At 66.8% G+C, this 12,960-nt stretch carries 12 protein-coding genes; 6 read left to right on the top strand and 6 right to left on the bottom strand.

What is annotated here, in order from left to right:
• Positions 1-19: 19 nt before the first annotated feature.
• The 5 genes from E3T31_RS01980 to E3T31_RS02000 all read left to right on the top strand — a co-directional run bounded on the left by E3T31_RS01980 (position 20) and on the right by E3T31_RS02000 (position 4,668).
• Positions 20-457, top strand: a complete 438-nt coding sequence (locus E3T31_RS01980; protein WP_134467251.1) for a VOC family protein — start codon at positions 20-22, stop codon at positions 455-457.
• Positions 458-708: 251 nt separating this feature from the next.
• Complete coding sequence (locus tag E3T31_RS01985) at positions 709-1,584, top strand: ADP/ATP-dependent (S)-NAD(P)H-hydrate dehydratase (protein ID WP_134467252.1); 876 nt, start codon at positions 709-711, stop codon at positions 1,582-1,584.
• 162 nt (positions 1,585-1,746) lie between these two features.
• Positions 1,747-3,039, top strand: coding sequence for a glycosyltransferase 87 family protein (locus E3T31_RS01990; RefSeq protein WP_198416959.1), 1,293 nt, complete (start codon positions 1,747-1,749; stop codon positions 3,037-3,039).
• A 10-nt stretch (positions 3,040-3,049) separates the two neighbouring features.
• Entirely contained in the window at positions 3,050-3,352 is a 303-nt protein-coding gene (locus E3T31_RS01995; RefSeq protein ID WP_104132783.1) for a thiamine-binding protein, read from the top strand.
• A 38-nt stretch (positions 3,353-3,390) separates the two neighbouring features.
• Complete coding sequence (locus E3T31_RS02000) at positions 3,391-4,668, top strand: MFS transporter (RefSeq protein WP_134467253.1); 1,278 nt, start codon at positions 3,391-3,393, stop codon at positions 4,666-4,668.
• A gap of 166 nt (positions 4,669-4,834) precedes the next feature.
• On the opposite strand, the gene E3T31_RS02005 is transcribed toward E3T31_RS02000, so the two are convergent.
• The 6 genes from E3T31_RS02005 to E3T31_RS02030 form a co-directional block, all read right to left on the bottom strand.
• Positions 4,835-5,491 carry a response regulator transcription factor gene (locus tag E3T31_RS02005; RefSeq protein ID WP_134441752.1) on the bottom strand — a complete coding sequence of 219 codons (657 nt, stop codon included), beginning with the start codon at positions 5,489-5,491 and terminating at the stop codon, positions 4,835-4,837.
• Positions 5,492-5,536: 45 nt separating this feature from the next.
• On the bottom strand, positions 5,537-6,637 hold the full coding sequence (locus tag E3T31_RS02010; protein ID WP_134467254.1) for a hypothetical protein: 1,101 nt from the start codon (positions 6,635-6,637) through the stop codon (positions 5,537-5,539).
• Positions 6,638-6,867: 230 nt separating this feature from the next.
• Positions 6,868-8,037 (bottom strand): sensor histidine kinase, encoded by a 1,170-nt coding sequence (locus E3T31_RS02015; protein ID WP_134467255.1) that lies wholly within the window; start codon positions 8,035-8,037, stop codon positions 6,868-6,870.
• 70 nt (positions 8,038-8,107) lie between these two features.
• Complete coding sequence (locus E3T31_RS02020; protein WP_134467256.1) at positions 8,108-9,310, bottom strand: homoserine O-acetyltransferase; 1,203 nt, start codon at positions 9,308-9,310, stop codon at positions 8,108-8,110.
• A gap of 73 nt (positions 9,311-9,383) precedes the next feature.
• Complete coding sequence (locus E3T31_RS02025; RefSeq protein ID WP_134467257.1) at positions 9,384-10,715, bottom strand: bifunctional o-acetylhomoserine/o-acetylserine sulfhydrylase; 1,332 nt, start codon at positions 10,713-10,715, stop codon at positions 9,384-9,386.
• A gap of 113 nt (positions 10,716-10,828) precedes the next feature.
• Positions 10,829-11,929 carry an acyltransferase family protein gene (locus tag E3T31_RS02030; protein WP_134467258.1) on the bottom strand — a complete coding sequence of 367 codons (1,101 nt, stop codon included), beginning with the start codon at positions 11,927-11,929 and terminating at the stop codon, positions 10,829-10,831.
• A gap of 29 nt (positions 11,930-11,958) precedes the next feature.
• On the opposite strand from E3T31_RS02030, the gene E3T31_RS02035 reads away from it, so the two are divergent.
• Entirely contained in the window at positions 11,959-12,741 is a 783-nt protein-coding gene (locus E3T31_RS02035; RefSeq protein WP_174844836.1) for an SDR family oxidoreductase, read from the top strand.
• Positions 12,742-12,960 lie beyond the last annotated feature (219 nt).

Consider the following 12,960-nt stretch of genomic DNA (forward strand, 5'->3'; position numbering starts at 1 on the left):
GTGCAGAAAGGGAATGCTCATGTTAAGCCAATTGGAACCCTACTCGGTGCTTCCTGCTCGCGATTTAGCGCGGGCCCGGCGCTTCTACCAGGACGTGCTCGGCATGGAACCGGAGGAGGAACGCGTAGAGGGACTGCTCTACCGCACCCCGAAGGGCGCCGTCATCATGATGTACGAAACCGAGAATGCCGGCACCGCCGCGAACACCGCGATCGGTTTCGACACCGACGATATCGAAGCCGAAGTCGCCGTGCTGCGCGGGCGCGGCGTCACGTTCGAGGAATACGATTTTCCAGGATTGAAGACCGAGAACGGCATCGCGACGACCATTGAGGATCGTGCGGCCTGGTTCAAGGACACCGAGGGCAACATTATCTGTGTCTCGCAGACCGTCTCCTTGGGGAGCAGCCCGCGGCGGGAGCGTGAGGACTCCGCGAATTCAACCGTCAGCGACTAAATGGTTCGCGAGCTGAATCGGCCGCGACCTGAAACCACACTGGCGCGGTAGCGCGCGCGGATGACCGCGTCCGATCTGGGTGCGCGCTACGCCGGTTACCGTAGCGAGTACCCGTTTCGGGTGCGCTCGTGCAAAGTCGACCGGTCCTGGTCTCCCGGGGTGCTCCAACCGACCGGGCGTGTCCGGACGGCAACCGCTCGCGGCATCCGCTGGTGTGATCGTGCTGAACCGAAACGACCTATCGTGGAGGCATGGTGAAACCGCGCGGCTGGCTCGAATGGGAGGCCGAACAGGCCCGCGACTGGATCGCGCGGCCCCAGGCCGGAGACGACAAATACTCCCGTGGTGTGCTCGGAGTGCGCACCGGTTCCAAGGACTACCCGGGCGCAGCGGTGCTCGGCGTCGACGCGGCCGTGCGCACCGGCGTCGGCATGGTGCGCTACCTCGGGCCGCGCCGAGCACGCGACCTGGTACTGCAGCGCCGCCCCGAGATCGTGACCCTGCCCGGACGGGTACAGGCCTGGCTGCTCGGCTCCGGCATCAACGCCGCCACGAGAACGGATGCCGTCAGCGCTGCCCTCGACGAAGCGCTCGCCGAGGGCCTGCCCACCGTCATCGACGCCGGCGCCCTCGACCTGGTCTCGCACGCAATCGGACCGACGGTCATCACACCGCATGCCGGCGAACTGGCCGCGATGCTCGAGGGCGAGGCCAAGCCGGGCTCAGCCTCGCAGATCGCAGCGAATCCGGGGGAATGGGCCATTCGCGCCGCCCGGCTGTTTGACGTCACGGTGCTGCTCAAGGGAGCAGTCACCCACGTTGCCTCACCGGCCGGCGCCCGCCTGACCGTGTCGACCGGGCCGGCCTGGCTCGCGACGGCGGGGTCCGGCGACGTGCTCGGCGGCATCCTCGGGGCGCTGCTCGCGACCCACTCCGACCAGCTCGAAGCGGACGCCGCGTCCCTCGCCCCGCTCGCCGCGACTGCAGCGCTCATCCACGCCGAAGCGGCGAACCTCGCTTCCGCCGGCGGTCCGATCGCGGCCCTGGACGTGGCCGACGCCGTACCGCGAGCCGTCGCCGCGTTCCTGGACTATGGCATCGCGCCGGGGGCTCGTCCGGCGCGCTGACGCGCGCCTTTCCCCACCGCCGAGCTCGCTCGGCGTGCTGACGTTTGCGCGGCGCGCAGTCGCGATGCCCTTCCGGCGCGCCAGAGCGCAACGCGGGCGAGAAACTCCCGGGTGAGCTGCGCGGGCGGTGTCCCTGGGCCGCCGCCTGTGCGAAGGTAAAGCGTGCGAATTCACGACGAGCCCCGCGGGGCAACCGGCGCGCGGCCTGCGCGGCCGGTGCTGCGGCATCCGCCCGCCGCGCTATGGTCGGCGTTCGTGCTCGTGCACCTGCTGCTGATCACGCTGGCCTTGTTCGGGCCGGGGTATCCGCTCGGCGATGTTGAGGTGGTGTATCGCGGATGGGCCGAGGACGCCGCGGCCGGCAACATCGTGGGCATAACCGATAATTTCGTCTACCCGTTGCTCGCGCTCGTGCCGATCGTTGGCGCATTGTCCCTCGGCGGCCCGGCCTATCTCGGCACCTGGGTTGGGCTAATCACCGTGCTCAACGCCGGGTCGTTCTTCGTACTCCTGCGCACGCACCGACCCGCGGCGTGGTGGTGGCTGGCATTCCTGGCGTTGCTTGGCCCGATTGCGCTGCTGCGCATCGATGCGGTCACGGTGCCGCTCTGCATCATCGCCCTGCTGGGCCTGCGGCGCCGTCCGCTCTGGGGCACGGTGCTGCTGACCATTGCGACCTGGATCAAGATCTGGCCGGTGGCCGCCCTCGCCGCCCTGTTTGTGGCGTCCAAACTGCGCTGGCGGATGCTCGGGGTCGCCGCAGCCGTCACCACGGCGGTCGTCGCCGCGGCCGGGGCGCTCAGCCTGGCTCGAGGCAGTGGCATCCACGTACTGAGTTTCGTGGGCGAGCAGGCGGGCCGGGGGATCCAGATTGAATCACCCATCGCTGTGCCGTGGCTGTGGCAGGCCGTGCTCAACGTGCCCGGCAGCTTCATCTACTACGACCAGCAGATCCTCACCTTTCAAGTCGCCGGCGCTGGCACCGTCGCCGCAAGCGCCGTGATGACTCCGCTGCTCGCGCTCGCCGCCGCCGCCGTGCTGCTGCTCGGAGTGCGGGCCCAGCGGCGGGGAGTCGGCTGGTTGGCGGTCTTTCCGCCGCTGACCCTCGCCCTGACCGTGACCCTCATCGCCGTCAATAAGGTGGGGTCGCCGCAGTTCATCAGTTGGCTGGCCGCACCGATCATTCTCGGACTCGTGTTGAACGGGCGCGCCTGGCGCACGCCGGCGCTGCTCGCACTCGCGCTCGCCGCCCTCACCCAGCTGGTCTACCCGTACCTCTACGACTGGCTGCTGGTGGCCCATCCCCTCATGATTCTGGTGCTGACCGTGCGCAACCTACTCGAATTCGTGCTGCTCGGCTGGGCGCTCTTCACGCTGTACCGACTGGGCATGTCAGGCCGGCCCGCCCGCGACCGTTTCACCACGAAACCACTCACCACCAAACCACTCATCTAGGGAGCCCACCATGCTTGTAGCATTCTCCGTCGCACCGTCCGTCGCCGCGGACTCGCAGGGATCCGTGCACGATGCGGTTGCCGCCGCGGTGCGCATCGTCCGCGAATCCGGACTGCCGAATCACACCGACTCCATGTTCACCACCATCGAGGGCGACTGGGATGAAGTCTTCGCCGTGATCAAGGCGGCGACCGAGGCGGTGGGCGCCTTCGGGCCGCGCGTTTCCCTCGTGCTGAAGGCGGACATCCGGCCCGGCCACACAGGTGAGCTGACCGGCAAGCTCGAGCGCCTGGAGACCGCCCTCTCCGAGTGAATCGTCCGCTCCAGCTGGCCTGGGCTTAGGCTTGTTGTATGCCCCTCACTCCTGACGGGTCGACGCAGCTGTCGTCGACCCGTATTCGTCTTGCCCTGCTCGCCCTCGCCCTGGGCGGATTCGGCATCGGCGCGACCGAATTCGTTGCCATGGGTCTGCTGCCGAACCTGGCCGCCGACCTGCTGCCCGGTCTCTATGCTGCGGCGCCGGATGCCGCCAACGCGCAGGTCGGCTGGCTGATCTCGGCTTATGCTCTCGGTGTTGTCGTCGGAGCGCCCACGATCGCGGCCGCTGCGGCCCGCTGGCCGCGCAAACAACTGCTCCTGGCCCTGCTGACCGCGTTCACGCTCGGCACGATCGCCTCGGCCCTGCTGCCGACCTTTGAGACCGTTCTCGTTGCCCGCTTTGTGGCCGGGCTGCCGCACGGCGCCTACTTCGGCATCGCCTCGCTCGTCGCCGCCCGCCTGATGGGCCCCGGCAAACGGGCTCGCGGTATCGCAATCGTGCTCTCCGGGCTGACCATCTCCAACGTCATCGGGGTGCCCACGATCACCTGGATCGGTCAGGTGAGCGGATGGCGAATCGCCTACCTCGTCGTCGCCGCGATCTTCGCGCTCACCTTCGTGGCCGTCGCCGCGTTCGTGCCGTTTCAGGCCGGCAACCCCAAGGCCACCATGCGCGCCGAGCTGCGAGCGTTCAGCCAGTTGCAGGTCTGGATCACGCTCTCGATCGGTGCGATCGGCTTCGGCGGCCTGTTCGCGGTCTACACCTATGTCGCGCCGCTGGTGATCGACATCACCGGGCTCACGGCCGCCGCGGTTCCGCTCATTCTCGTCGTTATCGGCCTCGGCATGACGGTCGGCAACTTCGCCGGGGGAGCGCTGGCCGACTGGAGCGTGCGCCGTACCATGTACGTTTCCTTCGCCGTGCTGATCGCGGCCCTCGTCACGCTCGGTCTCTCTGCGCAGTCGCTCAGCGGGTTGGTGATCGGCATGTTCTTCATCGGTGCGGCGGCATCCGCGCTCTCGCCGACCATTCAGGCCCGACTGATGGACGTCGCGCACGAGAGTCAGTCGCTCGCGGCGGCGCTCAACCATTCCTCGCTCAACGTCGGTAACGCCCTCGGCGCGGCCCTCGGCGGCGTGGCCATCGCCGCTGGGCTCGGCTACCTGGCCCCGGTCTGGATCGGCGTCGCCCTGAGCGCGCTCGGCGTGCTGCTGACCCTGCTCACCTTCAGCATCGACCGTCGGCGCCGCCTGTTGGGCCAGCACGTGCCCTACGGCACGCAGCTGATCCCGGTCGTCCGCAAGGGTTGACGTCGGCGCGTGCCGTGCGGCGCTGTGCTGATCGAGACGCAGCTGATCCCGGTCGTCCGCAAGGGTTGACGTCGGCGCGTGCCTGCCGGCATCCACTCAATCGAAGCCGCGTTAATGAACGAACCGGCCCGCATTTCGAAAAATGGAGCCGGTCGGTAAACGAACGTCAGTCCGTCTGCAGCAGGATGCCGTCGTGGATGGCGCGCTTGCGCAGCGCGACCTTGGTACCCACGTCGTACCCGGCCAGGCGGTACTTCTCGCGAATGCGCTTCAGGTAGCTCTTGGCGGTCTCCTCGGAGATGCCGAGCTGGTAGGCGACAGCCTTCACCGGCTCACCGGCGCCGTAGAGCGCCATGACGCGGCGTTCCTGGGCGCTGAGGCGGGGACCTTCAACGTTCTCGGTCGAGTTGAGCGCGTAGTCGAGCTCAGCGGAGATGTAGGACTTGCCGTTGTAGGCAGCACGAATGGCATCGACAATCATGCTCGCTTCCTCGCTCTTTACGAGGTAGCCGAGGGCGCCGGCGGCGAGGGCTTCGCGCACGAGAGCCGGCTCGGAGTAGGTGCTCATGAGCACCGTCTTCACCCCGGTCGTCTTGAGCGTGGAGATCTTCAGGGACACCGGAATGTTGTCTTTGAGATCGAGGTCGAGCAACACGACGTCCACCGGAAACTCGGGGTGGGTCAGTAACTCGGGCCAGGTCGTCACGGCCGCGACCATCTCGATGTCGTCAGCGGCGCTTCGAATCCACTCGGTGAGCGCCCCCAGGAGCATCCTGTGGTCGTCAACTAGGGCCAAACGGATGGGACGGGGTGTCGTCGTCATGTGTTGCCTCCTACTGAGTGCACCTTATCGTCTATATCCCCAATACTAGGCATCAGCTGGATTGTCCACACTGCACTCGATGTCTACCCGTAAGCTTCCGGCCCGATTGGAGTCCACATGCGGGCCAACCGCACGAATCGCCTGCCAGGTTTCGGGATCGACACGCCGCCGCGATACCCCAGTTGTGGTCAATTCAATCGGAAAACGCACCCGGTGGTGCAGCCCCACCCCCTGTGTGGGGGCAATCGGTCCGAGCCGCAGTGAAACGGATGCTCCCGATCGCTGGGTATCCACCAACAGCAGCCAAATCGTCAGGAGCAGCCCGTCACGTTGGGTCGGCGATAACAGCCCGGCGAGCCCGGCCGGGTCGCTCAGGGCAACGACGGGGCCCAGAAACTCGCTCTCCGTGATCGCGTGGTGCAGCCAGGTTTCGGTGCGGCCCTCGATCAGGTGCACGCGCAACTGGGTGGCGAGCGACGCAGCGGTCGTGGCCGTGGACGCGGCCAACGGAAGCGCTGTCCGTCCCTGGGCCACATCGTCGAGCAGGGTCTCGGCATCGAGGTCGAGCCGGGCCAGCTGCTCCGAGGCGAGCATGCCGACCGCAAACCGCGGCTGGGACACGGTGCTCTGCACGAGCACGAGGTCGAGCTCGCGCTGAACCATGCGCCGAAACGCTTGCACAATGCTTGCGCCCACCAGCGGCGGTACCACCGCGAGGGCGACCCCGAGAATGTCAGGTCCCAGCGCCAGCATGTCGCTGCGGGCTTCGAACAGGGTGGCCGCGCCCATGATGACACCGAGGGCGAGCGCTGCCAGGGTGATATCGCGGGATTCCCGCAGGGTCACAATCGTCAGCAAAAAGGCGCCAACGGCTGGGGCCGCGGTGGGAAAGGTCGCCGTTCCCGGAAATCCCCAGGATCCGGCCAGATCGAGGGCGACCACGATCGCGCAGAGGCCGAGGGCGAGTAGAAACAGCCAGACGGGCATACGGGAGGAGAACTCGTGGACCGCCAGGTTCACCCCGACCGCTGTCGCGGCGAGTATCAGCCAGGCCACGATACTCAGGGTGGGCGTGGGAGTCTGGCCCCATTCGACCCCCATCCGTACCAGCAGGAACACGGCGATAACGCCTCCGCTGATGCTCATCCCGATTCCAAGGTGGCGGGCACCCAAACCGTTTTGATTCGATCGGAAAACGGTGAAATGACTGTCGCCACGCAGACTCGACCGCGGAAACCGCAGCGGCGACAGCGCTGCCCTGGTCGTCTGGCCAACGGATGTTACCGGCCAACTGCGTTCGTCCGGTGCTCCCAGCAGGCGCGCGCCCACACCGCGGGTGCGAACGATATCAATGGGGGCGGTGTCGCTCAGCTGAGTCATTTGGGGACCTCAAGAACAACCGTCGTTCCGGCACCCGGCGAGGAAAACAAGCGAGCGTTGCCCCCCACGTCACGCAGCCGGGCGATGACCGATTCGGCGACGCCGAGCCGTTCGGAGCCGACCTGGCCGAGGTCGAAGCCGACCCCGGTGTCGGTGACCATTGCGCGAACAGTGGTGTCGTCATCCGTTATTGTCACGTCGGCATGGTCGACACCGGCGTGACGGCGCACGTTCTCGAGGCACTCAGAGAGAGCAAGTAGAAAGGAATCGAGCACGTTGCTGGGCAACTGCACCTGCCCGCTGCCGTGCCAGTTGACGGTCAGGCCGACACGTTCGAAGCGCTGACGCACTGCGTCGAGCGTGTTGCCGAGGGTCAGCACCGAGGCCGGTTCGAGGGTATACCCGCCGGAACGACTCGGAGTCGGCAGACCACCGAGCCGCAATTGACGCAGTAGCCGGGCGTCGTCACCGGCCTGTTTTTGCAGGGCTGCCGGGCTCACTCCGACGCCGGAATGGGCCAGCAGAGTCAGCGTCGCGAGCACCGTATCGTGCAGTAACCGGGCGTCCTGTCGGCGTTGCGCCTCGAGTTCGCTCGCGTACCGTTCGGCGCGGTGGGCACGCCCGATTGCGGCGATGCGGTGCATCACCCGGGGGACGCTCTGCGCGATCCACCAGGAGGCGAGGGTGAAGGAGAGCCACATGGTTACCGTCAGGGTGAGCAAAACGACCCGGTCGGGGGCGTTCACCGTCACGACGGCAATGGTCGCGACGGTCAGCACGAAGAAGAAACCGAGCAGCAGCAGCCGGCGCGCGCTCGTGATCAGTACCGCCGCGACCGCGCACATGGGCGCGGTCGCCACCATGCCGATCACGCTTTCCTCGACCAGGTTTGGAGGAACTCCGGGGTGGCTTGCGAAGCCCACGATCAGGATCGTTCCTTCCCCGCACAGCACGATTAGGACCGCCCAGCGCAGGGCGCCGGTGCGGCCGAGCAGGTACTGCGCGGCCGCGAGCAGCAGGATGAGCGCCACCGCCGCAATGCGCGCGTCTCTGGCAACGCCCCCGGGTACGAACAAGCACGCCAGCGTCGTGGCCGAGCCGGTCAGCCCGGCCGCCTGCACCGCTCTGCGAAGGAGCCGGTCGCGCTCCTTGAGAATGCGTTGCATGGGTGCCTGTCGGGTGGGAGATGAACATGTCTATCTGCACCATACCGGGCGGGACGCCGGAGAGTGCTCCCTAGTCCAACACCCGCCGTATTTGGGCGCCGATCGCTTCGTTCTCGATGAGGAAGCCATCGTGACCATACCCGGATTCCAGCACGACAGCGGTGGGGCCATCGATATTGTTCGGCAGGTGGGCGGCGATGGTGCGCTGGCCGTCGACCGGGAACAGTCGGTCACTGTCGATACCGACGACAACGGACCGGGCGGTGACCCGGCCGAGGGCGGTCGCCACGCCGCCGCGGCCGCGCCCGACATCGTGGGAATTCATGGCTTCGACCAACACGATGTAGCTGTTGGCGTCGAAGCGCCTGGTGAATTTATTCCCGTGAAAGTCAAGATACGATTCCACGGCGAAGCGACCGTTGGCGCCGAGCGGACTGATATCGCTCTGCCAGCCACGGTCGAAGCGTGCGTTGAGTTCGGCTGGGCTGCGGTAGTTCAACAGGGCCATGCGGCGGGCGAGGGCCAGCCCGCGCGTCGGTCCGTCACCATCTGCTTCATCGTAATAATCGCCGGCCCGAAAGGCCGGGTCGGTGCGAATCGCCTCGATCTGAACCGAGTTGACGGCGATCTGATCGGCCGTGGTGATTGGCGGCGCGGCCAAAATGATCAGGCGCTCGACCCGCTCGGGGGTGATGATCGCCCATTCCAAGGCGTGCATGCCGCCCATTGACCCGCCGATGACGGCCGCCCAGCGGCCGATACCGAGCCGGTCGCTGAAAACGCGCTGGGCGCTGACCTGGTCGCGAATCGTGAGATAGGGAAAACGGATGCCCCACTCCAGACCGTCCGGAGCCAGCGACGCCGGCCCGGTACTGCCCTGGCAGCCGCCGAGCATGTTCGGCGCCACGACGAACCACCGGTCGGTGTCGATGGCGAGGCCCGGTCCGACGATGCCGTCCCACCAGCCACCGGTCTCCTGGCCGAGGCCGGGGGCGCCGGCCAGGTGGCTGTCGCCGGTGAGCGCGTGCAGCACGAGCACGGCATTGTCTCCGGCCGGGTTGAGGGTGCCCCAGGTCTCGTAGGCGAGGCGCACCATGGGGAGGCTGCCGCCGGCCTCAAAGCTCAGCGGGCCGAGATTGGCGAATTGCCGGTTTCCCACCGGGTCACCGTCACGCCAGGCACCGGTCGCCGGAGGCTTGCCGAGGACCGAGCGCGCCTGGGCTTCGGTGATGAAGCTCGACGGGACCGTGTCTGCTGATGATTGCCATTCCATACCCGTCCATTCTGTCGGTCGAATGGACGGCCCGGGCGCATGTTACGTTGTGCGCCCGGGCCCAGCGACCCGGTTAGGCGTCGGCGCGGTCGCGCTTGACGATGGCGCGGGCCGCGGCGAGGCCAGCCTCGAGGTCGGCTTTCAGGTCGACCACGTTTTCGATTCCGACCGAGAGCCGCACCAGGCCCGGGGTGACGCCGGCGGTGAGCTGCTGCTCCGGGGTGAGCTGGGCGTGCGTGGTCGAGGCCGGGTGAATGACCAGGGAACGCACGTCGCCGATGTTGGCGAGGTGGCTGAACAGGCTCAGATTGTCGACGAGGGCGCGGCCGGCGGCGACTCCGCCCTTGAGTTCGAAGGAGAGCACCGCTCCGACGCCGAGCGGGGCGTACTTGTTGGCATTGGCGTACCAGGGGCTCGAGGGCAGGCCGGCGTAGTTCACCGAGGCGATGTCGTCGTGGTTGTCGAGCCACTCGGCGATGTCCTGGGCATTCTGCACGTGGCGTTCGATGCGCAGGCTGAGCGTCTCGATGCCTTGGATGAGCTGCCAGGCGCTCGCCGGGGCGATGGCGCTTCCGAGGTCACGCAGCAGCTGCACGCGAGCCTTGATGACGTAGGCGATTCCGTCACCGACCGCGGTGGTGTAGCTCGCGCCGTGGTACGAGGGGTCGGGTTCGGTCAGTCCGGGGAACTTCTCCACGTTCTTCGACCACTCGAACTTGCCACCGTCGACGAGAACCCCGCCGATGACGGCGCCGTGGCCGCCGAGGAATTTCGTGGCCGAGTGCACGATGATGTCAGCGCCGTGCTCGAACGGGCGAATCAGGTACGGCGTCGCGATCGTGTTATCGACGATCAGCGGAATTCCCGCAGCGTGGGCGATATCCGCGACCAGCGTGATGTCGAGCACGTTGATGCGCGGGTTGCCGATGGTTTCGGCGAAGAACAGCTTGGTGTTCGGGCGCACCGCACGGGCCCACTCGGCCGCGTCATCCTGGTCCTCGACGAAGGTCGTTTCGATGCCGAGCTTGGCCAGGGTGTACTTGAACAGGTTGTAGGTGCCGCCATAGATCGAGCTCGACGAGACAATGTGGTCGCCGGCCTGGGCGATGTTCAACACCGCAAAAGTGGACGCCGACTGTCCGCTGGACAGCAGCAGCGCCGCGGTGCCCCCCTCGAGTGCGGCCACGCGCTCCTCGACGACGGCCTGGGTGGGGTTCTGGATGCGGGTGTAGATGTTGCCGAATTCGGCCAGCGCAAACAGGTTCTGGGCGTGCTCTGCGCTGTTGAAGACATACGAGGTGGTCTGGTAGATCGGCGTCGCCCGAGCGTTGGTGGTCGGGTCCGGGTGTGCTCCGGTGTGAACCTGCTTGGTCTCAAACTTCCACGATGAAGAATTGTCGGTCACGATAGCCTCCGGATCACTCGGCGCGGACTTTCCGGCGCTCTGGCCACGAGCATATGGAGCCGGTGTGAACCCTGCAACGGATCCCGCAACACGGCGTCATCTTCTGCCCGAGGCTACTTTCGGTCGCGATGCGGCAGCACAATCGTGCCGGTCGGTGTCGCAGCGCCCGGGCGAAACAGCCACCGGGCTCTCGGCTCGACCAGGGGCCGCGTCACCCTCCGCACGATCGGCAGCGAGAGCACGATCGAGATGGCCACGCTCAGCACGATCATCGCCGGAAACACCCAGCCCGGTTGCGGCCCGTCGAGTACACCGGTTTCACGCAGCGGGTAGAGCAGAAAGGTGTGCAGCAGATAGATATACATCGTGGCCGCTCCGAGCTCACTGAACCAGGTCGTGCGCCGGGGGATCAGCATCAGGAACGCCACGATCAGCGCGAAGGCGAGCAGCATGACGGCCAAACGGATGCCGCCGGCCCACCATGAGGAGTAATCAAACGTCGCGTACGACTCGTCATAGAGCAGAAAACGGCGCACCTGCAGCTCGCGCAGGGTCTCGATATTGAGGGCGATCAGCAGGTATAGCCCGCCAAACAGCCCGAGCGCCCCGGCCCGCCAGCGCCAGACCAGCTCCGCGCGCAGTTCGAGCCAGGTGTCGGTCAGCAGCCACTGCCGTAGTTTCCAGCCGAATACGAAGAACGGGAGCAGCCCGAGGGTGCGGGCGAGGGTGAAGGTGCCATCGATCGACGAGATGTAGCCGGCGCCGATGGAGATCACAATGCTGATGGTGAGGGGATAGCGCAGCAAGACCAGGTAGGGCAATGCGATCCGCCAGATCAGCAGGGCGAGCAGAAACCACAGGGTCCAGCTGGCACTGGAGTAATCCAGCAGAAATTTGCCGCCGAGGATCCAGCGCAGCCCGGTCCAGATGGTTTCGAAGATGAGGTACGGAAAAACGATGTCGGTGAGCAGCCGCTGCATCTGTCGCGCGTCGGGCGGCCCCGACTTGGCAAAATAGCCGCTCACGGCAACGAAAACCGGCACGTGGAATGCGTAGATGAACAGGTACAGCGTATAGGCGGCATCCGCTTCGCCGATGAGTTTGAGAATGGCGTGGCCGATCACCACGAGGGTGACCGCGATCCAGCGCGCGTTGTCCCAGAGGGGTAGGCGACGCTTCTGCGGTCGAGTGGTGGCGGTGCCAAGTGCGCTCATTGAATCCATTCTCCCGCCACAATGGAGAAATGAGTACTCGAAGAGTGGTTGTGACCGGAGCAAGTTCGGGAATCGGAGCGGCGACCGTTCGCCTGTTCCGGCTGCGAGGCTGGGATGTGGTCGGGGTCGCGCGGCGGGCCGACCGCCTTGCTACGCTGCGAGCGGACACGGGAGCGGATGTCTTCACCGCTGACCTGACGCTGCAAGCGGATGTCGACGCCCTGCGCGACTACCTCGTCGCCAGCGGCCCGGTGCACGCGCTCGTCAACAATGCCGGCGGCGCCAAGGGCCTCGACACGGTGGAGGCCGGGAGCATCGAGGACTGGGCCTGGATGTTCGAGATCAACGTGCTCGCCGTCAAGCGGGTCACCACGGCGATTCTGCCGCTGCTGCGCTCCGGCATCGGCTCTGGGGCCGGGTCGGCCGACATCGTCACCATCACCTCGATCGCCGGGCACGTGGCCTATCTCGGCGGCGGCGGCTACAACGCGGCCAAGTTCGCTGCCCACGCCATGACCGAGGTGCTGCGCCTCGAGCTCTCCGGTGAGCCGATTCGGGTGATCGAGATTGCGCCGGGCATGGTCAAAACGGATGAGTTCGGTCTGGTTCGTTTCAACGGTGACGCCGACAAGGCGTTCGCGGCCTACGACAACGTGCCAGATCCGCTGTCGGCGGAGGACATCGCGGAGACCATCGTGTCGAGCGTTGAGCGCCCGGCACACGTGAACCTCGACCTGATCGTGATCAAGCCGGTCGCCCAGGCGGCCCCGACCCGCATCGCCCGCGGTCCGCTGACGGTGCGCGAGCCCTAACCACGTTCCGGCCGCGCGGGGGTTGCGCCAATTCGCGGGACCTGCGCCGGTGCGCGGGAGTTTGGGAGCGGGGGCGGTGCTGGCCGGCCTCGTTACGCGGGTGTTCCGCCAGTGCGCGGGACTTGTGGCCTGGCCACAACTCCCACGTAGCTCGCCGCGCGGGACCTGCGCCAGCGCGCGGGAGTTGGGCCTCCCGCACAGCGGCGCAACTCCCGCGCG

This window comes from Cryobacterium sp. TMS1-13-1 (genome assembly GCF_004403125.1).
GTDB classification, from domain to species: domain Bacteria; phylum Actinomycetota; class Actinomycetes; order Actinomycetales; family Microbacteriaceae; genus Cryobacterium; species Cryobacterium levicorallinum.

Excerpts from the sequence above, each read along its gene's own strand:
- E3T31_RS01985 (WP_134467252.1), top strand. The coding sequence starts at position 709 with ATGGTGAAACCGCGCGGCTGGCTCGAATGGGAGGCCGAACAGGCCCGC.
- E3T31_RS02005 (WP_134441752.1), bottom strand. The coding sequence starts at position 5,491 with ATGACGACGACACCCCGTCCCATCCGTTTGGCCCTAGTTGACGACCAC.
- E3T31_RS02010 (WP_134467254.1), bottom strand. The coding sequence starts at position 6,637 with ATGAGCATCAGCGGAGGCGTTATCGCCGTGTTCCTGCTGGTACGGATG.
- E3T31_RS02035 (WP_174844836.1), top strand. The coding sequence starts at position 11,959 with ATGAGTACTCGAAGAGTGGTTGTGACCGGAGCAAGTTCGGGAATCGGA.
- E3T31_RS02030 (WP_134467258.1), bottom strand. The coding sequence starts at position 11,929 with ATGAGCGCACTTGGCACCGCCACCACTCGACCGCAGAAGCGTCGCCTA.
- E3T31_RS02000 (WP_134467253.1), top strand. The coding sequence starts at position 3,391 with ATGCCCCTCACTCCTGACGGGTCGACGCAGCTGTCGTCGACCCGTATT.
- E3T31_RS02020 (WP_134467256.1), bottom strand. The coding sequence starts at position 9,310 with ATGGAATGGCAATCATCAGCAGACACGGTCCCGTCGAGCTTCATCACC.
- E3T31_RS01995 (WP_104132783.1), top strand. The coding sequence starts at position 3,050 with ATGCTTGTAGCATTCTCCGTCGCACCGTCCGTCGCCGCGGACTCGCAG.
- E3T31_RS01980 (WP_134467251.1), top strand. The coding sequence starts at position 20 with ATGTTAAGCCAATTGGAACCCTACTCGGTGCTTCCTGCTCGCGATTTA.
- E3T31_RS02015 (WP_134467255.1), bottom strand. The coding sequence starts at position 8,037 with ATGCAACGCATTCTCAAGGAGCGCGACCGGCTCCTTCGCAGAGCGGTG.